General features: G+C 74.8%; 18 protein-coding genes. 7 read left to right on the top strand and 11 right to left on the bottom strand.

What is annotated here, in order from left to right:
* Positions 1-233 precede the first annotated feature (233 nt).
* Both BXA05_RS04300 and BXA05_RS04305 read right to left on the bottom strand, forming a co-directional pair.
* Positions 234-1,523 carry an amidohydrolase gene (locus BXA05_RS04300; RefSeq protein WP_076404127.1) on the bottom strand — a complete coding sequence of 430 codons (1,290 nt, stop codon included), beginning with the start codon at positions 1,521-1,523 and terminating at the stop codon, positions 234-236.
* Between the two features lie 44 nt (positions 1,524-1,567).
* On the bottom strand, positions 1,568-1,990 hold the full coding sequence (locus tag BXA05_RS04305) for a VOC family protein (protein WP_076404560.1): 423 nt from the start codon (positions 1,988-1,990) through the stop codon (positions 1,568-1,570).
* A 152-nt stretch (positions 1,991-2,142) separates the two neighbouring features.
* Between BXA05_RS04305 and BXA05_RS04310 the strand changes: the two genes are divergently transcribed.
* Genes BXA05_RS04310 through BXA05_RS04320 form a run of 3 tightly spaced genes read left to right on the top strand, consistent with a single transcriptional unit; the run spans position 2,143 to position 4,750 of the window.
* Complete coding sequence (locus BXA05_RS04310; RefSeq protein ID WP_076404128.1) at positions 2,143-2,514, top strand: hypothetical protein; 372 nt, start codon at positions 2,143-2,145, stop codon at positions 2,512-2,514.
* Positions 2,515-2,534: 20 nt separating this feature from the next.
* Complete coding sequence (locus BXA05_RS04315) at positions 2,535-3,464, top strand: NAD-dependent epimerase/dehydratase family protein (protein WP_076404129.1); 930 nt, start codon at positions 2,535-2,537, stop codon at positions 3,462-3,464.
* Complete coding sequence (locus BXA05_RS04320; RefSeq protein WP_076404130.1) at positions 3,461-4,750, top strand: enolase C-terminal domain-like protein; 1,290 nt, start codon at positions 3,461-3,463, stop codon at positions 4,748-4,750. Before BXA05_RS04315 ends, BXA05_RS04320 begins: the two co-directional genes overlap by 4 nt.
* Positions 4,751-4,757: 7 nt before the next feature.
* Here BXA05_RS04320 and BXA05_RS04325 read toward each other — a convergent pair whose 3' ends face one another.
* Positions 4,758-6,608, bottom strand: a complete 1,851-nt coding sequence (locus BXA05_RS04325) for a lipase family protein (protein ID WP_076404131.1) — start codon at positions 6,606-6,608, stop codon at positions 4,758-4,760.
* A gap of 281 nt (positions 6,609-6,889) precedes the next feature.
* Between BXA05_RS04325 and BXA05_RS04330 the strand changes: the two genes are divergently transcribed.
* On the top strand, positions 6,890-8,983 hold the full coding sequence (locus BXA05_RS04330; RefSeq protein WP_076404132.1) for a glycosyl hydrolase family 28-related protein: 2,094 nt from the start codon (positions 6,890-6,892) through the stop codon (positions 8,981-8,983).
* A gap of 116 nt (positions 8,984-9,099) precedes the next feature.
* Here BXA05_RS04330 and BXA05_RS04335 read toward each other — a convergent pair whose 3' ends face one another.
* The 5 genes from BXA05_RS04335 to BXA05_RS04355 all read right to left on the bottom strand — a co-directional run bounded on the left by BXA05_RS04335 (position 9,100) and on the right by BXA05_RS04355 (position 11,169).
* The gene (locus tag BXA05_RS04335) at positions 9,100-9,528 is read right to left on the bottom strand and encodes a (deoxy)nucleoside triphosphate pyrophosphohydrolase (RefSeq protein ID WP_076404133.1); all 429 of its coding nucleotides are present in this window, start codon (positions 9,526-9,528) and stop codon (positions 9,100-9,102) included.
* Between the two features lie 79 nt (positions 9,529-9,607).
* Positions 9,608-9,862 (bottom strand): helix-turn-helix domain-containing protein, encoded by a 255-nt coding sequence (locus BXA05_RS04340; protein ID WP_043653127.1) that lies wholly within the window; start codon positions 9,860-9,862, stop codon positions 9,608-9,610.
* 170 nt (positions 9,863-10,032) lie between these two features.
* A complete protein-coding gene (locus tag BXA05_RS04345; RefSeq protein WP_021483475.1) occupies positions 10,033-10,314 on the bottom strand; it encodes a hypothetical protein in 282 nt (93 codons plus the stop codon).
* A 109-nt stretch (positions 10,315-10,423) separates the two neighbouring features.
* Positions 10,424-10,777, bottom strand: a complete 354-nt coding sequence (locus BXA05_RS04350) for an Hpt domain-containing protein (protein WP_076404134.1) — start codon at positions 10,775-10,777, stop codon at positions 10,424-10,426.
* The gene (locus tag BXA05_RS04355) at positions 10,774-11,169 is read right to left on the bottom strand and encodes a response regulator (RefSeq protein WP_076404135.1); all 396 of its coding nucleotides are present in this window, start codon (positions 11,167-11,169) and stop codon (positions 10,774-10,776) included. Before BXA05_RS04355 ends, BXA05_RS04350 begins: the two co-directional genes overlap by 4 nt.
* A gap of 70 nt (positions 11,170-11,239) precedes the next feature.
* On the opposite strand from BXA05_RS04355, the gene BXA05_RS04360 reads away from it, so the two are divergent.
* From BXA05_RS04360 to BXA05_RS04370, 3 genes are read left to right on the top strand one after another with little or no spacing between them, the layout of a single operon-like run.
* Complete coding sequence (locus BXA05_RS04360; protein WP_076404136.1) at positions 11,240-14,161, top strand: response regulator; 2,922 nt, start codon at positions 11,240-11,242, stop codon at positions 14,159-14,161.
* Positions 14,158-14,658, top strand: coding sequence for a pyruvoyl-dependent arginine decarboxylase (locus BXA05_RS04365; protein WP_043653117.1), 501 nt, complete (start codon positions 14,158-14,160; stop codon positions 14,656-14,658). The genes BXA05_RS04360 and BXA05_RS04365 overlap by 4 nt, the downstream gene beginning before the upstream one ends.
* Positions 14,655-15,224, top strand: a complete 570-nt coding sequence (locus BXA05_RS04370) for a hypothetical protein (RefSeq protein WP_076404137.1) — start codon at positions 14,655-14,657, stop codon at positions 15,222-15,224. The genes BXA05_RS04365 and BXA05_RS04370 overlap by 4 nt, the downstream gene beginning before the upstream one ends.
* A 51-nt stretch (positions 15,225-15,275) precedes the next feature.
* Here the strand turns inward: BXA05_RS04370 and gcvH are convergent, their stop codons facing one another.
* Genes gcvH through gcvP form a run of 3 tightly spaced genes read right to left on the bottom strand, consistent with a single transcriptional unit; the run spans position 15,276 to position 19,756 of the window.
* Complete coding sequence (gene gcvH / locus BXA05_RS04375) at positions 15,276-15,653, bottom strand: glycine cleavage system protein GcvH (protein ID WP_021483687.1); 378 nt, start codon at positions 15,651-15,653, stop codon at positions 15,276-15,278.
* A 27-nt stretch (positions 15,654-15,680) separates the two neighbouring features.
* On the bottom strand, positions 15,681-16,904 hold the full coding sequence (gcvT, locus tag BXA05_RS04380; RefSeq protein ID WP_076404138.1) for a glycine cleavage system aminomethyltransferase GcvT: 1,224 nt from the start codon (positions 16,902-16,904) through the stop codon (positions 15,681-15,683).
* Positions 16,901-19,756, bottom strand: a complete 2,856-nt coding sequence (gcvP, locus tag BXA05_RS04385) for an aminomethyl-transferring glycine dehydrogenase (protein ID WP_425291916.1) — start codon at positions 19,754-19,756, stop codon at positions 16,901-16,903. Before gcvP ends, gcvT begins: the two co-directional genes overlap by 4 nt.
* Positions 19,757-19,857 lie beyond the last annotated feature (101 nt).

A 19,857-nucleotide genomic window follows, 5' to 3' on the forward strand; every position in this document is an offset into this window, starting at 1 on the left:
GCGCGAGGTCGTGCTGGACAACGTCAATCCCACGATCGTGCCGCGCACCACGACCGCGCGCGCCCGCACCCCGCGCGAGAAGTCCGCCTGACCCCACCGACGACGCGCCCCCGGGCCCGCCCGGGTAGAGCCCGGGTCCGCCGAGATAGAGCCCGGGTCAGCTCAGGGGAAGCCCGGGTTCATCCCGGTGGAGCCGCGGACCCACGCGCGCACTCCGCGGTCGCGCGGCGACGTCACGCCGTCCGCAGCCAGTCGCGCGCCGCGGCGACGAGGAGCGCGACGCCCAGGTCGAGCGTCGGCTCGGGGACGGGCGCGAAGTACGGGGAGTGGTTCGGGGCGACGCCGTCGGGCAGGTTGCCCATGCCCGTCGCGGTGGACAGGTCGAACCCGGCGAACAGCGCGGGGTCGAACCCGCCGAGGTTCCAGTAGACGAGCGGCACGCCGGCGGCGGTCGCGAGGTCGCCGACGTCCTCGGAGCCAGGCAGCGGCGGGAGCGACACGACGGCTGCCCGCCCGCCCGCGGCCGTGATGCGGTCGTGCTGCTCGTCGAGCGTGCGGGCGAGGACGGCTCGGGTGCGCTCGGTGGCGGCGGGGTCGTTGACCATGAGGTCGAACGTCGAGACCTCCTCGTACTCCGGGGCCCGGGGTGCCCCGGACGCCACGGCCTCGGCGTCGACGATGCGGTGGATCGCGTCGAGCACGCGACGGCGCACCTGCGGCGTGAAGGACCGGACGTTGACGAGCAGCTCTGCCGACCCCGGGATGATGTTGGCCTGCGTCCCGGCGCGCAGGGCCCCGACGGTCACGACCGCGGACTCCCGCGCCCCGACCTCTCGCGACACCACGCCCTGGAGCCGCATGACCGTCGCGGCCGCCATGACGACGGGGTCGACGGTGGACTCGGGGCTCGAGCCGTGACCGCCCTTGCCGTGCAGGGTGACGCGGAACGAGTCGGTCGCGGCCATCGCCGGCCCGGCCGTGAGGTTGACGACGCCCACGGGCAGGGGCATGACGTGCTGCCCCAGGACGACGTCGGGACGTCCGCCGGTCCGGTCGAACAGGCCGTCCGCGACCATCGCCCGCGCTCCCCCGCCGACCTCCTCGGCGGGCTGGAAGACGACGACGAGCGTGCCCGACCACGTGTCGCGGTGCGCGGCGAGCTCGGCCGCGGCGCCGAGCAGGCACGTCACGTGCACGTCGTGGCCGCACGCGTGCATGGTGCCGGACTCGTGGCCGTCGGGCGTGGTCGCGGTGTCCGTGGAGGCGTAGGGCAGGCCGGTGAGCTCGGTGACGGGGAGCCCGTCCATGTCGGCGCGCAGCAGGACGCGCGGTCCGTCGCCGTTCGCGAGGACGCCCGCGACGCCCGTCCCGCCGATCCCCTCGTGCACGTCGTACCCCCACCCGCGCAGCCGCTCGGCGACGATCCCGGCGGTCCGGTGCTCGGCGAACGCGAGCTCGGGGTGGCGATGGAGGTCGGTATAGACGTCGGTGAGCTCGGCGGTGGTCAGCGGGGTCGCGGTCATGCACGCATGATCCCGCGCCCGGCGACGGGCGGCGACCGCGCGCGTCAGCCCACGAAGAGGCAGAACGGGTGACCCGACGGGTCGGCGTAGACGCGCAGCGGCTCGTCCGGGTCGTCGGACCGGTCGAGCAGCAACCGCGCCCCGAGCGCGAGGGCGCGGTCGTGCTGCCGGTCGAGCTCCGCGACGTCGGGCACGGTGCAGTCGAGGTGCAGCTGCTGGGGCACGCCGTCGTCGGGCCACGTCGAGGGCGGGAGCGTCCCCACCTGCTGGAACGCGAGCTGGACCCCGCCCGGTGCGGCGCGCAGCACGAGCCAGTCCGCGCCGTCGGGGTCGGGCTCGCCCGCGGCGGGCGGCTCGTCGCCCGCGCGGTACTCGAGCCCGAACAGGCCGCGGTAGAACTCCGCGAGCGCGCGGGCGTCGGTCGTGTCGAGCACGACCTGGGCGATCCGGGGGAACGTGTCGGCCACGGTGACCACCTCCGCACGCCACCGTCGCGCGTCGCGCGACCGTTCGCACGGCGGGGCCCCGCCGTCGGCACCCCTCGTCCTTGCCGTCGACGGAGAGCGGCACGGCGTCCGGGCTAGGCTCGCCCGCGACGGACGGCGCGAGAGGAGAGGACGTGACGGACCAGGAGGCACGTCTCGCGCGACACGTCGCCGAGGCGGCGGACGCGTGGCTCCGCGACCCGCTCGACGCGGGCGTGTACCGGCGTCTCGTCGACGCGACGCTCGCGTGGCGTTCCGGCGGGGGACGCGTGGTGCAGGGGTCACCGGCACATCCCGCGGCCTCGGCCGAGGCACACCCGGACGCCCCGGTGCCCACCACGGCGGACGACGAGGACGCGCGCTACCTCCGCCCCGAGCGTGCGCCGCGCGCGGTGGGCAGCACGCTCGCGGACGTCGCGAGCATGCTGCGCGCCCGAGCGAGCGCCGCAGCCCCGGAGGGCAAGACTTCGACAGACGGCCCGCAAGAATGCGACGAGCAGACCTGACCGGGACGTAGGGTGTGGGCATGACGCGCGTCCTCGTCACCGGTGCCGACGGCGGCATCGGCCGTGCGACCGTGCGCCACCTGCTCGGCCGGGGCTACGAGGTCACGGCGCTGTCGACCGCATTCGAGCACCCGTGCCCCGCGGACCGCACGGTCGTCGGGGACGCCCGCTCCCCCGAGGACGTGAGCCGCGGGCTCGAGGACGCGGACGCCGTCGTGCACCTCGCCGCGATCCCGCACCCGGACCTGGGCACGCCGCTCGAGGTGTACGCGACCAACACGACGGCGACGTGGGCCGTGCTCTCGCTCGCGGGCGAACGGGGCGTGCCGCGAGCGGTGGTCGCGAGCAGCATCAACGCGTTCGGCGTCCCGATGAACCCGCACGACGTGAGACCCGCCTACTTCCCGCTCGACGAGGACGTCCCGGCCGACGTCGCCGACGCGTACTCGCTCTCGAAGCAGGCGGACGAGGCCGCGGCCCGGGCCGCGTGGCGCCGGTGGGGGATCGACGTCGTCGCGCTGCGCTTCCCGCACGTGCGCGACGCCGCCGGGCTGCGCGAGACGGCGGCGGCCGTCGCCCGCGACCCGCGCGTCGTCGCCCGCGAGGGCTGGGCGTACCTGGACCTGCGCGACGCCGCCCGGGCGGTCGAGGCCGGGCTGAGGGCCGACCTCACGGGCGCCCACGTCGTCGGGCTCGCGGCCGACGACACGCTCCTCGACCTCCCGACGCCCGAGCTCCTCGCCCGGTTCGCCCCGGACGTGCCCCTCACGCGCCCGGTCGGGCCGCGCGACGGCCTCGTCGACACGCGGCGCGCCCGCGAGCTGCTCGGCTTCCGGCCGCGGCACTCGGTCCACCGGCCGGACGACGCCTCGCCCGACCGACCGGACGCCCGCCCCGACGCGCGGCCCCGCACCTCGCCCGACGCCCGACCTCCCTCGGAGAGCCCGTGACCGACGCCCCGCTCCGCACCGTCCACCCCGTCGACCCCGCGTTCGCGAACCCGTGGCCCACGCGGGACGGCACGCGCATCACCGGCGTGCGCGCGATCGTCACGGCGCCGGACGGCATCCCGCTCGTCGTCGTGCGCGTCGACACGAACGTGCCCGGTCTCTACGGGCTCGGGTGCGCGACGTACACGCAGCGCTGGCACGCGGTGGCCGCGTACGTCGAGCAGCACCTCGAGCGGCTCGTCGTGGGGCGCTACCCCGGCGACATCGGCGACCTCGTCCGCCTCGCGCGGCTCGCGCCGTACTGGCGCGAGGGGCCCGTGGGGAACAACGCGATCTCCGGCCTCGACATGGCGCTGTGGGACATCGCCGGCAAGCGCGCCGGGATGCCCGTGCACGAGCTGCTGGGTGGCAAGGTGCGCGACGCCGCCGACACGTACCTCCACGCGAGCGGGCGCACCGTCGCGGAGACGATCGACGACGCGGCGCGGATCGTCGACGCCGGCTGGCGCCACGTGCGGATCCAGACCGGCCAGCCGGGCGTCGGCCACTACGGCACCGCCGCGGACCCCGAGCCCGGCTACCCCGCTGCGCCCTACCCCCAGGGCTGGAACGTCGAGGAGTACCTGCGCCGGACGCCGCGGCTCTTCGCGGCGGCGCGCGAGGCGCTGGGCGATCAGGTCGAGCTGCTGCACGACGTCCACTCGCGCCTCACACCCAAGCAGGCGGTGATGCTCGCGCGCGCCCTGGAGCCCTACCGCCCCTTCTTCCTCGAGGACGTCCTCGCGCCGGAGCACTGGGACCGCCTGCCCGAGGTGCGCGCCGCCTCGCCCGTGCCGATCGCCGTGGGCGAGCTCGCGACGTCGTTCCCCGACGCCGCGCGGCTCGTCCTCGGTGGCGGCGTCGACCTGATCCGCTGCCACATCAGCGCGATCGGGGGTCTGAGCGCGGGCCGCGCCCTCGCGACGGCGGCCGAGCTGGTCGGGGTGCGCACGGCCTGGCACGCGCCGGGCGACACGTCGCCGGTCGGCGCCGCGGCGAACGTCGCGCTCGACGTCACCTCGACCGCGTTCGGGATCCAGGAGGGCCACGTCTACCCCGACGCCGTCCACGAGGTGTTCCCCGGGACGCTGCGGATCGTCGACGGCTGGCTGCGCCCGCACGACGCGCCCGGCTTCGGCGTCGACCTCGACGAGCGTGCCGCGGCCCGCTACCCGGCCGACCTCGCGGGGCACGACGCGTGGGCCGCGGGCGTCCGCGCGCCCGACGGCGGCCTGGTCGCCCCCTGAGGGCGCGTCATCCGCCGGCGCACGTCGGGGTCGGCGGTTCGCCCGCGAGGCGCGCCTCGGTCCATCGCACGAGGTCGGCCGCGGCGGGCGAGCCCGCCTGCACGAGCCCGACGTGGTCCCGCCCCTGGTAGGTGCGGTAGTCGACCGGCTGCCCGGCCGCGCACCGGGCACCGACGTACGCCTCCTGCGCCGTGGGGAGGATCAACGTGTCCGACGCCCCCTGGGCGACGAGCAACGGAGCGGCGACCGGTCCGGTCGGCACGTTCTCGGCGAGGCGCTCGCCCAGCGGCCCCGTGGTCGGGTCCGTCGTCCACAGGGGCTGGTCCATCGACAGGGCCTCGGCCACCGAGACCAGCGCGCTGGGCTCGGACAGGCAGCGGGACGCCATCTCCCGCACGACGAACCGCGCACCCGGGCGGACGTAGCCCGCCGCGTCGCTGTCCGGATAGATCGCGTCGTACGCCTCGACGACGAACGACGCGAAGACGCTCCCGCCCGCGACGCTCTCCAGGTGGGCCACGAGGCCGGTGAGGTCGCTCGCCGGCGCGAGGGCGGCGACGCCGGCGAGGGGGACGTCGGGCGCGTACCCGGGGGCGACGGCCCCGGTCCACAGCGCGGCGTGGCCACCCTGGGAGTGGCCCCAGACGACGGTCTGCTCGCCGAGCGTCGCACCGTCGAGCTCGCGCGCGGCGCGGACGGCGTCGACGACGGACCGCGCCTCGCCCTGCCCGACGAGGTACGGGTGGGGGCCCTCCGTGCCCAGGCCGACGTAGTCGGTGGCGACGAGCGCCCACCCCCGCGCGAGAACGTCGTCGAGCAGGTAGAACGCGCCGGACTCGAACGGCTCGTCGAGGACCGACGGCGCGCACCCCTGCGCGGAGCCCGTCGTGCCGTGGGCCCACGCGATCACGGGCGACGGGCTCGCCGCGGCGTCCGGCACCACGACGAGCCCGCTCGCCACCGCGGGCCGGCCCTCGTCGCGCGTGGTCGTGTAGAGGATGCGCCAGGCCGTCGCCCCGTCAGGGACCTCGCGGGTGAAGGGCTCGGCGCGCAGGAGCCGACCGGGCTCGTCCGGGACGGACGCCGGCGGGTCGTAGAACGCGTCGACCTGCGGCGCCGCGCGGTGCAGCCCGACGCTGACGACGGCGAGCCCGCCCGCCGCGACGACCGCCAGGACCGCCCCGGCGAGCGCCCCCCGGCCGTGCGGTCGGGTCGTCGCCGGGCCGGGCGCCTCGACGAGCCCGGCGTCGAGGTCCGCGGCGCCCTCGCCCCGTCCCGGAGCGCGGGTGCGGTGCACCCCGGCGACGACCAGCCGGACACCGAGGACCACGAGCCGCACCCCGAAGACCACTGCGACGACGAGCACCGTGACGTCCGGCCACGCGAGGGCGACCAGGCCGAGCACGACCGAGGCCGCGCCGAGGCCGACGCGGCTCCAGCGGTCGATCCCCGCGGAGCGCACGCCCCCGAGCACGTCGAGCAGTCCGGCCACGACGAGACTCGCACCGACGAGGAGCGCGACGACGACGATCGACGGCGCGGGCCACAGGACGACGGCGACCGCGAGCGCCAGGAACAGGCCTCCTCGCGCGAACCGCAGCCCGCGCGGACGTGCGGGCCCTCCGCTGCCCGGCGCGGTGGTGCGCTCGTCGACCGCGCCATCGGCGAGCTCGGCGACGCCCAGGACGAGGGCCCCGGCCACGACCGCGACGACGAGCAGGGCGAGCGACGCGAACGGCCGCAGGACGACGGCCGCCCCGAGCAGGACGCAGACCGCTCCCACGGTGATGACGGCCCACGGGGGCACCCGGTCCCTCGCGGTGACCGTGGCTCGCGTCCTGGCGACGAGGCGGCTCACGCGGCGACCGTACCGGGCGGGCCCCCGGAGCGCGCGTCGGCCGGGGGGCTCGTCCTCGGCAACCCTCGGACGCGGCCGTCTCGACGGAGGCGAGCCGTCCGTGCAAAAACACGACGGGGACGCGCAATATCGCTACAGACCCTTGCCACTGCGGCGACTGCATCCTAGTGTTCAGCACGAACGGCGCTGCCCGGAGGTGCGACCGCGCAGCGGGCCGGAGGGTCAGCACGCCCCCGGCGAGCACGGAGGCCGCACGCCTCCCGAGAGAAGACGGGTCGACGATGATTCGCAGCACGAACCACCCCACCGCGCGCCGACGCAGCGCCCGCACCGTGACCGTGACGGCGCTCGCCCTCACGCTCCTCGCGGGCGGCGCGCCGTCGGCCCTGGCCCACGGAACGCCCCGACCGCCCGCGCCCGCCGTGGTGACACGGGCCGCCGTCGACCCGGCGCTCGTCGAGGGACGCGGCGCCGCCGTCCCGTTCCTCGAGCAGGAGGCGGAGAACGCCGTGACGACCGGGACCGTGATCGGGCCCGGCCGTGACGCCTACACGATCGAGGCCGAGGCGTCGGGCCGCTCCGCCGTCCGGCTCACGGCGGGTCAGAACGTGGAGTTCACGCTCCCCGCGGACGCGAACGCGATCACGGTCAGGTACTCGGTCCCCGACTCCCCCACGGGCGGCGGCCTCACGTCGCCGCTCGACGTGTCGGTCCTACGTCAGGGCAAGAAGGTGGGGCTCGACCGGCGCATGACCCTCACGTCGGCGTACTCCTACCTGTACAACCAGTACCCGTTCACCAACGACCCGACGGCGGACGTCCTCCAGCCCGGCTGGTGGGTCGCGGAGTGCGCGTGCGTCCCCGCGGAGACGACGCCGACCCCGACGTTCGAGAAGCCGTTCCGCCCCATGAAGTTCTACGACGAGCAGCGGCTGCTGCTCGGCCAGACGTACAAGAAGGGCGACGTCGTCCGCCTCGCGGTCCCGGCGCGCGGAGCCGCCGAGTGGACCGTGATCGACCTCCTCGACTCCGAGAAGGTCGCGCCGCCGAAGGTGCGCCTGCTCGCCGCGAACGCGCTGCTCTTCGGGGTCGACCCCACCGGTCGGCGCGACTCCGCCGACGCGCTCGACAAGACGATCGCGTTCGCGAGGAAGCACCGGCTCGAGGTGTACGTCCCGCCGGGCGTCTACCAGGTGAACCGGCACGTCGTCGTCGACGACGTGACCATCCAGGGCGCCGGGAGCTGGTACACGATCTTCCGGGGCAGAGAGGTCGCACTGGACGCTCCCGCCCCCGACGGGTCCGTGCACACCGGCGTCGGGTTCTACGGGAAGCACGCCGACGACGGCGGCAGCCGGAACGTCCACCTGCGCGACTTCGCGATCCTCGGGGACGTCCGCGAACGCATCGACACCGACCAGGTCAACGGGGTCGGCGGCGCGCTGAGCAGCTCGTCGATCTCAGGCTTGCACATCCAGCACACCAAGGTCGGGCTGTGGTTCGACGGGCCGATGGACGACCTGCGCGTGGAGAACACCGTGATCGTCGACCAGATCGCCGACGCGCTGAACTTCCATGGCGGCGTGACGAGCTCGGTCGTGCGGAACGTCTTCGTCCGGAACACCGGCGACGACGGCCTCGCGATGTGGTCGGAGGAGGTCGCCAACGCCGGCAACGTGTTCGAGAACAACACGATCCAGTCGAACACCCTGGCCAACGGCATCGCGGTCTACGGCGGCACGGACAACACGGTGCGCGCGAACCTCGTCGCGGACCCTGTCCGCGAGGGCAGCGGGCTCCACGTCGGGTCGCGGTTCGGCGCCGAGCCGTTCGAGGGCCGCCTCGACCTCACCGACAACACCGCCGTGCGTGCGGGCACGCTCGAGCTCAACTGGAACATCGGGCTCGGCGCGATCTGGTTCTACGCGCTCGACGGCGACATCGACGCCGACGTCCGGGTCACCGGCGACCACTACCTCGACAGCACGTACAACGCGATCATGCTGGTCTCCGACTGGGGCGTGAAGGACAAGGTGAAGATCGAGGGCGTCGCGTTCCAGGACGTGCGGGTCGACGGCACGGGCACGTCCGTGGTCAGCGCACGGGTGCGCGGCGGGGCGTCGTTCGAGAACGTCGACGCCCGCAACGTCGGCTGGGCCGGCGTGAACAACTGCGGCGCGTTCACCTTCCCGGACGGCGGCACCGAGTTCACGCTCACCGACCTCGGGGGGAACGACGGTACGTCGCTCAGCCCGTGGGAGCCCGGGACTGTGAACTGGCTCGGCCGGTTCGCCCCCAACGCGCCGAGCTGCACCGACCGGCCGCCGGTCGTCGCTCCCCCGGCCCCGTCGCCCTGGGTCCAGCCGGTCGGCTGACCCCGCTGCACGCGTGGATCGGTCGCGGTCGGATCGTGCCGGCCGCGATCGGTCCGTGCGCCCACGTGGTCCGTGCGCTCACGGGTGGGACGTCGGCGCGACGGTCGACCGCGACGTCAGACGGCCTCGGGCGCCACCTGGCGCGCGAGCTCCTCGACGATGCGTACGTCGGCGTCGAGCCACGGCACGTCGAGCCAGCTCCCGGCGTCGAGCCAGGTCAGGTCGTCGTGCTCGACGAGCGGCTGGGGCTCTCCCGCGGTGACCCGCGCGAACCACAGGCGCATCACGTGGCGGTCGGTGATGATCCAGGCCCCGTGGTCGGGGCCCACGATCTCGTCACCGAGCTCCACGGCCACGCCGAGCTCCTCGCGGAGCTCGCGGTGCAGCGCCTCCGTCGGGGTCTCGCCGGGGTCGACCTTGCCCCCGGGGAACTCCCAGCGACCTGCGAGGTGCGACGGACGGGACCGGCGCGCGCTGAGCAGGAACCGCGGGGCGACGAGATCGTCGACGATCGCCGCGGCCACCACCAGTCTGCGCAGAGTCATACGCGGAGTGTCGCACGGCGTCGTGACGCGCGGGTGACACGACCGCGACCGCGGCCTGCGAGGGCCGCGGAGCCGTTCGTCAGCGCAGGCCGGCCGCCCGGGCCCAGGCCACGGCCTCGGCACGGGTCGAGACGCCGAGCTTGCGGTAGAGGCTGCGGACCTGCGACTTGACCGTGTTGCGCGTGACGAAGAGCTTCGTGGCGATCTGCTCGAGCGTGACGTCCTCAGACAGGTTCGACAGGACGACCCGCTCCCGGCGGGTCAGCGGAGCGATCGGGGTGGCGATCCGCTCCGACGGGGCCGCCACGGGGCGGACCAGCTCGATGGTGCTCATGTTCTCCTCCAGATGCTCTCCGGTCACGTCATCCCCACGTGGCGAGTTCCGGTTGGTGCTACTTGAAGGGATGGGACGGGAGTCGTTTCATGACGCGACTTCTCGCGACGAGTTTCAGGACGTTCGTCCAGACCCGGACGAACGTGCCGCCAGAGCGGCGTCGGTGCAGGTCAGACGAGGTGCTGGTACGAGAGCAGCAGCAGCGCGACGGCCGTGTAGTCCTCGACGGAACCCGTCGAACGGGTCACGACGCTCACGCTCATCTGCTCGACCGTCGGGAGCATTCCCTGGGCGAGGTCCTCCTGCAGCGTGCGCTCGACGGTGTCGCTCAGCGCTGCCATGGCGGCGTCGATGCTCGCCTGCGGGCCCGACGTGAGATAAGTCGGCGTCGGGACGCGGGGCCCGTGGCTCGCGCGGGTCGGGCTGTCGGGCGACGTCACGGTGTCGATCATGGGAGTACCCCCCTGCCAGTCCGGGGGACCGTCCCCTCGGCACCCACCACCCTGGTGCGCGGTCCTCGGGGGAATCCCACGTCCGCCGCAGGAGAACCTCAAGATTTGCTCAAGACTCAGGGTTCGTGCCCTCCCGGGCGCCGTCGGTCAGGGCGCGCAGGCGCTCGAGACGTGCCGGCACCGCGGCGAGGTCGCCCCCACGGAGCGCCGCCTCCAGCTCGCGCGCGGCCGCGGTCGTGTCGTCGTCGCCGAACGTCCCGGCGGACCCGGCGACGGCGTGGCACAGCGCCGCCGCCTCGAGGACGGCCTCGGCCGAGGGCTCCTCCGCGTCGTCCGCCCCGTGCCCCAGGAGGCGGGCCGCCTCCTCGACGCGCGCCGCGTTCCGGACGCGCGCCCGCTGCCGCAGCACGACGAGCGCGGCGTCGAGCCGGTCCTCCGCACGACCGTCGGGCCCGGCCGTCACGGCTTCCACCCGAGGAGCGCGCCGAGCCGGGCCGCGAGGTCGAGAGCGTCGAACGGCTTGGTGATGACGCCGGCCGCGCCCAGGCCGTCGAGGCGCGAGATCTCCCCCGCGCCGACCTTGGCGGTGAGGAACACGACCGGTACGTCGCGCAGCGCGGGGCGGGTCCGCAGGCGCGCGAGCACGGTGGGCCCGTCCACGACGGGCATCATCACGTCGAGCACGATCGCGTCGGGCCGCACCCGCTCGGCGAGCGCCGCGCCCTCGTCGCCGTCGGCGGCGACGTGCACCTCGTAGCCGCCCACCACGTCGAGCGCGAGCTCGACGACCTCGCGGATCGACGGGTCGTCGTCGATGACGACCACGCGCCGCCTGGTCTGCCCTTCCGCGTCCATCGTCCCGACGCTAGCCGAGAAGCTCGTGCCCGGCAGCGCGCGCCCACGGGCGGTCCCCTACGCTCGACGCATGGTGGGGCAACGGGGACCGACGGAGCGGACGCACGACCCCTTCGTCCTCTGGTGCTGGGTGGTCGGCGTCCTCCTCGTGCTCCTCGCCGCGGTCCTCGCGAGCCCCCTCGACGCCGAGACGCGACGCACGATCTCGCAGGCCTCGATCGTGAGCGCCGGGGCGATCGCCGCGGCGAGCTGCGGGTGGCGCGCGGCACGCTCGACGGGCCGACGGCGTCGGGCATGGAGCCTGCTCGCGCTCGGCGGGGTCGTCGGCCTCGTGGGCAACGTCTACGCGGGCCTGGTCGACAACCCCTCGACGGGCGACTACGCCTACATCGCCGCGCTGCTCCTCGGCATCGTCGGGCTCGCGTTCTTCCCCACCGTGCGCCCGCGCGGCAAGGAGATCGGGCGGATGCTGCTCGACAGCGTCGTCGTCGGCGGCTCGGTGCTGTACATCGCGCTCTACGCGGTGACGCTCCGCTCGGCCGAGGCCCCGCCGACCGGCACGGCGGCCGTCACGGCGTACACGCTCCCGGTGGTGGACGCGCTGCTCGCGACCTTCGCCGTCCTCGTGATGACCCGCTCGACCGCCTCCGAGCGGGTGCCCCTCGTGCTCGTGGGCAGCGGGTTCGTGCTCTACGCCGTGGCCGACGTCGCGTTCGCCCTGCTCTCCGCCGACGGCACGTTCACGTTCGGCAGCCCGATCGACGTCGGCTGGGTCGGCGGGTATCTCATGATCGCGCTCGCCGCGCGGCACCGGGCGGCGAGCGGCAGCCCCGTGGCCGACGAGCGGGCGCAGGGGTCCGCGATCCTCGGTACGACCGTGACGTTCTGCCTGTTCCTCGCGGCCGCTCTCGTGCGGGTGGTGCAGTCCTCCTCGACGGGGTTCTCGTGGGCCCCGAACGCGCTCTGGGTCGTCGTCCTGCTCGCCGTCGTCGCGCGGCAGATCCTCGTCGTCGCCGACAACGAGTCGCTGCTGCACGGCCTCGAACGGCGCGTCGAGGAGCGCACGTCCCAGCTCCGCGCGCTCGCCGGGGAGCGCGCGCGGACGCTCGAGTCCGTGGCGGACGGCATCTACGGCGTCGACCCCGACGGCCGCGTCACCTTCGTCAACGCGGCGGCGTCCCGCACGCTCGGCGCGAGCCCCGACTCGCTCATCGGCCGGGACGCGCACGCGCTCTTCCACGCGCCCGACGCGGACGGCAACCCCTACCCCGCGGAGTCCTGCTACATCCGGGAGGCCGTGCGCGACGGCATCACCGCGGTCGCCGAGCAGGACGTCTACCTCCGCGAGGACGGCTCCGAGGTGGCCGTCGAGGTCACGGCGAGCCCGCTCAAGGACGACGGCCGCACGCTGGGCGCGGTCGTCGTGTTCCGCGACATCACGGACCGGCGGGAGGTCGAGCGGCTCAAGGACGAGTTCGTGTCCGTCGTGAGCCACGAGCTGCGCACGCCGCTCACCGCGATCCGCGGCGCGCTCGGCCTGCTCGACAGCGGGGCCCTCGGCACGCTCCCCGAGCGCTCGGCGCGCATGGTGCACGTCGCGCGGTCCAGCAGCGACCGCCTCAACCGGATCGTGGACGACATCCTCGACATCGAGCGCATGGACTCGGGCACGACGCCGCTCGAGCGGGCCGACCACCGCGTGGCCGACCTCGTCGCGACGGCCGCGGAGCCGGTCGGGCTGCTCGCGCGCGACGCCGGCGTCGAGATCGTGCAGGAGGACACCGACGAGGTCGTCGCCGTCGACGGGGACCGCGTCGTGCAGATGCTGACCAACCTGCTGAGCAACGCCGTGAAGTTCTCCCCGCCGGGCGGGACGGTCCGCGTGTCCGCGCGCTCCGCCGGGGAGATGGTCGAGCTCCGCGTCGAGGACGAGGGGCGCGGCATCCCCCCGGACAAGCTCGAGGCGGTGTTCCGGCGCTTCGAGCAGGTCGACGCGTCGGACTCCCGCGAGCGGGGCGGCAGCGGGCTCGGGCTCGCGATCTCGCAGAGCATCGTGGAGCGCCACGGGGGCCGCATCTGGGCCGAGAGCCGCGGCGAGGGCACGGGCGCGACCTTCCGCGCGACCCTCCCCCGGCCCGAGCCGGTCCTCGGCGCGGCCGACGACGTGCCCGCGACCGCGACCGGTGACCAGCGCCCGCGGGTCGTCGTGGTCGACGACGACGCGTACGTCGTCGACGTGCTGCGCGCGGTCCTGGAGTCGCGCGGGTACGACGTCGTCGGGGTGACCGACGGCACGCTCGCCTTCGCGGCCATCGAGGCCGCCCGGCCCGCCGCCGTCGTGCTCGACCTCGCGATGCCGGGGCGCGACGGGCAGGACGTGCTCGACCGGGTGCGCCGGAGCGCCGCGACGGCGAACGTGCCCGTCGTCATCGTCTCGGGCTCGCAGCCCTCGAAGGCCCAGGCGACGGCGTCGCTCGCCGACCGCTGGCTCGTCAAGCCGGTCGCGCCCGCGGAGCTCGAGCGCACCGTCAAGGAGGCCGTGAGCCTGCGCCCGCACCACGAGCACGTGCTCGTCGTCGAGGACGACCCGGAGGTCGGCGAGGTGGTCCGGGCCGTCCTGCAGGGCGCGGGTCTCGTCGTCACGCTGGCGCGCAGCGTCCACGAGGCGCTGGAGGTGCTCGCGGGCGGCGACGACCCGGCGCTCGTCGTGCTCGACCTCACGCTGCCCGACGGCGCGGGCCGCGAGGTCGTCGACGCGCTCCGCCAGGACGGCCGCCTGAGCCGGGTCCCGCTCGTCATCTACAGCGGGGCGCGCCTCGACGCGCACCAGCGTGCGGACCTCCGGCTGGGAGATACCGTCTACCTGCGCAAGGGGAGCACCGCCCCCGAGAAGCTGCTGGAACCCGTGCTCGACCTCCTGGACACGGCCGCGGGCCGCTGGGGCACGGCGCACGACGACGGGGCGAGAGCCTCGAGGACGGAGAACACATGACCGCGGGACCCATCATCTACGTGAGCCACGGGACGGGCACGGGGAGGACCGAGCTGTCCGCGTTCGACGCGGCGCTCACGGACGCCGGCGTCGGCGACTTCAACCTCGTCCGGCTGAGCTCCGTCGTGCCGCCCGGGTCCCGCGTGGTCGAGGTGGACCGCCTCGAGGAGGGGTACGGCGGGCACGGCGACCTCCTCTACTGCGTGTACGCCGAGGCGCACGCCGTGATGCCCGGCCACGAGGCGTGGGCCGGCGTGGCGTGGTCGCTGCGTGACGACGACAGCGGTGCCGGTCTGTTCGTGGAGCACGAGGCGCCGTCGCACGAGCAGCTCGAGCTGGACCTCACGCTCAGCCTGGAGGACCTGGCCGCGACGCGCGGCAACCGGTTCCACCCGGCCGGCCGCCGGGTCGCCGGGGTGCGCTGCGAGTCGCTGCCCGTGTGCTCCGTCGTCGTCGCCGCGTACCGCCGCGAGGGCTGGGACGGGGAGACCCGGTGACCGCGCCGACGCGCGCGGGCGCGGGGCGCGCCGCGGTGACGTTCGAGCAGACCGTGGAGGGCGAGCTCGCCGACCGGTTCTGGGACCTCTATCTCGAGGCGTTCGAGCCGCTGCGCACGCGCGCGGCGGCCCGGCACGTGCTGCACCGCGAGGAGTTCGACGAGGAGATGAGCGACCCGCGGGTGCTCAAGCTCCTCGCGCACGACGACGACGGCGCGGCCGTCGGGCTGACGACGCTCGCGACCGACCTCGCGGCCGTCCCGTGGGTGAGCCCGGAGTTCTTCGCGGCGCGCTACCCCGAGCACGCGGCGCGCGGCGCCGTCTGGTACATCGGCTTCACGCTCGCCCACCCGGGCCGTCGTGCGAGCCGGACGTTCATGGACATGATCGACGCGCTCGTCGCGCACCTCGCGGAGAACCGCGTCGTGTGCGCCTACGACGTGTCGCGGTTCAACGACGACTCGCTGCGGTTCGCGGACAACCTGCGCCGCCACCTCGAGCGGACGCAGGACGTCGAGGTCGAGACCGTCGACCAGCAGACGTACTACGCGACGACGTTCCGCTGACCGGCGCGCCGACCCTGTGCCGGGGCGGTCCGCACCGCCCCGGCACGGCCGTCAGCTGCCGACGTGCGCCGCGTACTGGTCGGCGGTGAGCAGGTCGCCCGTGTCGACGACGTCGACCTTGAACAGCCAGCCGTCGGTGTACGGGTCCGAGTTCACGACGGCCGGGTCGTCGACCGCCGCCTGGTTCACCTCGACGATCGTGCCCGTCACGGGCGAGAAGAGCTCCGACACGGACTTGGTCGACTCGACCTCGCCGATGACGCTCCCGGCGGTCACCTCGGCGCCCACCTCGGGCAGCTCCAGGTAGACGATGTCGCCGAGGGCCTCGGCGGCCGTCGCGGTGATCCCGACGACGGCGGGCGTCGAGCCGTCGATCCACTCGTGCTCGGCCGTGTACTGCAGGTGCGCCGGGAACTGGGCCTCGGTCATGGGTTCTCCTTCGGGACGACGGGGCGGTCAGGACTGCTGGGGACGACGGTAGAACGGGAGCGGCACGACGACCACGGGCTCGGCCCGGCCGCGCACGTCGACGGCAAGCTCGGTGCCCTCCGCCGACAGCTCGGGCGTGACGTACGCGAGGGCGATCGGGTGGCCGAGCGTCGGGGACGGCGCGCCGGACGTCACCGTGCCCACGCGGCGCGCGGACTCCCCCACCGCTCCCCCGGCGTCGACGCCGTCGCCCGGCAGCACGACGGCGTAGCCCGCCCGCGCGGGCCGCCGCCCCAGGCCCCGGAGCCCGACGAGCACGCGCGCGGGCGGCGACTCCCGGCGCGCGGCGAGCGCGGCGCGGCCGACGAACTCGAGCGGCGCGCCGTCGGCGTCGACCTTGTCGAGCTTCACGACGCGCCCGAGCCCGGCCTCGTACGGCGTGGTCGTGGTGTCGAGCTCGTGCCCGTACAGCGGCATCCCGGCCTCCAGGCGCAGCGAGTCGCGCGCGGACAGGCCCGCCGGGACCAGGCCGAGCGGCGCCCCCGCGGCGAGCACGGTGCGCCACAGGTCGGCGGCGCGGTCCGCAGGCACGAACAGCTCGAACCCGTCCTCCCCCGTGTACCCGGTGCGGGCCACGAGCGCGTCGACCGGGCCGTCGTCGGTCCGCAGCACGAGCGGCGCGGCCGCGTAGTACCGGAGGCCGCGCACGGTCTCGGCGGCGACCGGGTCGGCCGGGTCCGTGAGGCCCGCGACGATCTCCTCCGCACGCGGCCCCTGGACCGCGACGAGCGCCGTGCCCGCGCCCTGGTCGGTGACCGTCGCGTCGAAGCCCGCGGCGCGCTCCACGAGCTCGCGCGCGACGAGGTCCGCGTTCCCCGCGTTCGCGACCACGAGGAACCGCTCGTCCGCGAGGCGGTAGACGACGAGGTCGTCGAGGACCGCGCCGTCCTCCTGGCAGATCATCGTGTAGCGCGCCCGGCCCGGCGCGACCGCGGAGAGGTTCCCGACGAGCGCGTGGTCCAGCGCGGCCGCGGCCTGCGGTCCCGCGACCTCGATCTCGCCCATGTGGGAGAGGTCGAACAGGCCGGCCGCCTCGCGGACGGCGCGGTGCTCCGCGAGGTCGGACGTGTACCGCAGCGGCATGAGCCACCCGCCGAAGCTCGTGAGGTTCGCGCCGAGCGCGACGTGCTCGTCGTGCAGCGGGCTGCGGCGCTCCGCGCTCTCGGTCGTCCCGGTCTGCTGCTCGGTCATGCGAGGTCTCCCGTCACGTAGGACTCCAGGGGCGGGCACGAGCACACGAGGTTGCGGTCGCCCCGCGCACCGTCGATGCGGCGCACCGGCGGCCAGTACTTCCCGGCGCGCAGGCTCGCGACCGGGTAGGCCGCGAGCTCGCGCGAGTAGGGCTTGGCCCAGTCCTCCGCCACGAGCGCCGCCGCGGTGTGCGGCGCGCCGCGCAGCGGCGACTCCTCGACCGCCCAGCGGCCCGACGCGACCGCGTCGATCTCGCCGCGGATGGCGACGAGCGCGTCGACGAACCGGTCGAGCTCCGCGAGGTCCTCGCTCTCCGTCGGCTCCACCATGAGCGTGCCTGCCACGGGGAACGAGAGCGTCGGCGCGTGGAACCCGTAGTCCATGAGCCGCTTCGCCACGTCCTCCGCCGTCACACCCGTCTCCGCGGTGATCGGGCGCAGGTCGAGGATGCACTCGTGCGCGACGAGGCCGTTCGGGCCCGTGTACAGCACCGGGTAGTGGTCGGCGAGCCGGCTCGCGACGTAGTTCGCGGTGAGCACCGCGGTCTTCGTCGCCTCCGTCAGCCCGTCCGGGCCCATGAGGGCGACGTACGCGTACGAGATCGGCAGGATCCCGGCCGAGCCGTACCGCGTCGCCGAGACGGGCGTCGCGGCGGACGCGCCCGGCGCCAGCGGGTCGCCCGGGAGGAACGGCACGAGGTGCTCGCCGACCGCGACCGGTCCGACCCCGGGCCCTCCCCCGCCGTGCGGGATGCAGAACGTCTTGTGCAGGTTCAGGTGCGAGACGTCGCCGCCGAACTCCCCCGGGCGCGCGAGCCCGACGAGCGCGTTGAGGTTCGCCCCGTCGATGTACACCTGGCCACCTGCCTCGTGTACGAGGTCGCAGACCTCACGGACGTGCTCCTCGAAGACCCCGTGCGTCGACGGGTAGGTGATCATGATCGCCGCGACCCGCGGCCCGTGGTCGGCCAGCTTGGCGCGCAGGTCGGCGAGGTCCACCTCGCCGCTCTCGGCGGTCCGCACGACCTCGACCCTCAGGCCCGCCAGCGCCGCCGACGCCGCGTTCGTGCCGTGCGCCGAGGCGGGGATCAGGCACACGTCACGCTCCACGTCCCCGCGAGACACGTGGTACTCGCGGATCGCCAGCAGGCCCGCGAACTCGCCCTGCGAGCCCGCGTTGGGCTGCACCGAGACGCCCGCGTAGCCCGTGATCTCCGCCAGCGCCGACTCCAGGCCGCCGATGAGCTCCTCGTAGCCGCGCGCCTGGTCGGCGGGGACGAACGGGTGCAGGTCCGCGAACCCCGGCCAGGAGATCGCCTCCATCTCCGCCGTCGCGTTGAGCTTCATCGTGCACGAGCCCAGCGGGATCATCGTGCGGTCCAGGGCGAGGTCCTTGTCCGCGAGACGGCGCAGGTAGCGCAGCATCGACGTCTCGGAGCGGTGCAGGCGGAAGATCGGGTGCTGGAGGTACGGCGTCGTGCGGGTCGCCCAGGCCGGGAGGTCGTGGCCGGATGCTGCGGCCGCAGCGCCGTCCTCGCTCTGCCCGGTCGCGGGATCGATCCCGAACGCCCGCACGACCGTGGCGAGGATCGCGGGCGTGGTGGTCTCGTCGCAGGCGATCTGTACATGGTCTGCATCGGGGTTGTACAGGTTGACGCCGGCCGTCGCGGCGGCCTCGACGACGTCGGCGGCGCGGCCCGGGACCACGGCGCGGACGGTGTCGAAGAAGGTGGCGTGCTCGACCGTGACGCCGCCCGCGCGCAGGTGCTCGGCGAGGGTCGTGGCGTGGGCGTGGGTGCGCTCGGCGATCGCGCGGAGGCCGTCGGGGCCGTGGTAGACCGCGTACATCGAGGCGACGATCGCGAGGAGCGCCTGCGCCGTGCAGATGTTGCTCGTCGCCTTCTCGCGCCGGATGTGCTGCTCGCGCGTCTGGAGGGCGAGGCGGTAGGCGGTGTCGCCGTCGGCGTCGATCGAGACGCCCACGAGGCGGCCCGGCAGGGACCGCTCGAGGCCCTTGCGGACCGCCATGAACGCGGCGTGCGGGCCGCCGTAGAACAGCGGGACGCCGAACCGCTGGGCGGAGCCCACCGCCACGTCGGCGCCGAGCTCGCCGGGGGAGACCAGCAGCGTCAGGGCGAGCAGATCGCTCGCCACTGTGACGAGCGCACCCGCGTCCTTGGCCTCCGCGACCACGGGCCGCCAGTCCACGACGCGACCCGACGCGCCCGACTGCTGGACGACGACGCCCACGAGGTGCGCGTCGTCGTCCACCACGGTGGGGAACGCGCCCGCCGCGCGGGCGGCGGCGAGCCCCGCCTGCAGGCCGCCCGACAGGTCCGCGACGACCACGGGCAGGCCGACGGCCTGCGCACGACCGAGCGTCACCGCGAGCGTCTGCGGGAAGAGGTCGGCGTCGAGCACCACGTAGCCGCTCTTCGCACGCGACGCGCGCCACATGAGGGCGACGGCCTCTGCGACCGCGGTCGCCTCGTCGAGCAGCGACGCGTTCGCGACGTCGAGGCCGGTGAGGTCCTCGACGACCTGCTGGAAGTTCAGCAGCGCCTCCAGGCGGCCCTGCGAGATCTCGGGCTGGTACGGCGTGTACGCCGTGTACCAGGCGGGGGACTCGAGGACGTTGCGACGGATCACCGGGGGAGTGACGGTGCCGTAGTAGCCGAGCCCGATCATCTGCGTCTTGACGACGTTCTTCGCGGCGAGCGCGCGCAGGTGGTCGAGCACCTCCGTCTCGGTGCGCGCCGCCGGCAGGTCGAGCGGGCGCTCGGTGCGGATCGCCGCGGGCACGGCGGCGTCGACGAGCGCGTCGAGCGAGGCGTAGCCGAGCTGGTCGAGCATGACCTGCACCTCGCGACCCCGCGGGCCGAGGTGGCGCGGCGCGAACGCGCCGGAGGCGGCGTCGGGCGGCGAGGTGCGGTCGAGGGACGACTGGGTCACGG

The sequence above is a fragment of the Cellulosimicrobium funkei genome, from assembly GCF_900155925.1.
Classification (GTDB): Bacteria; Actinomycetota; Actinomycetes; order Actinomycetales; family Cellulomonadaceae; genus Cellulosimicrobium; species Cellulosimicrobium funkei.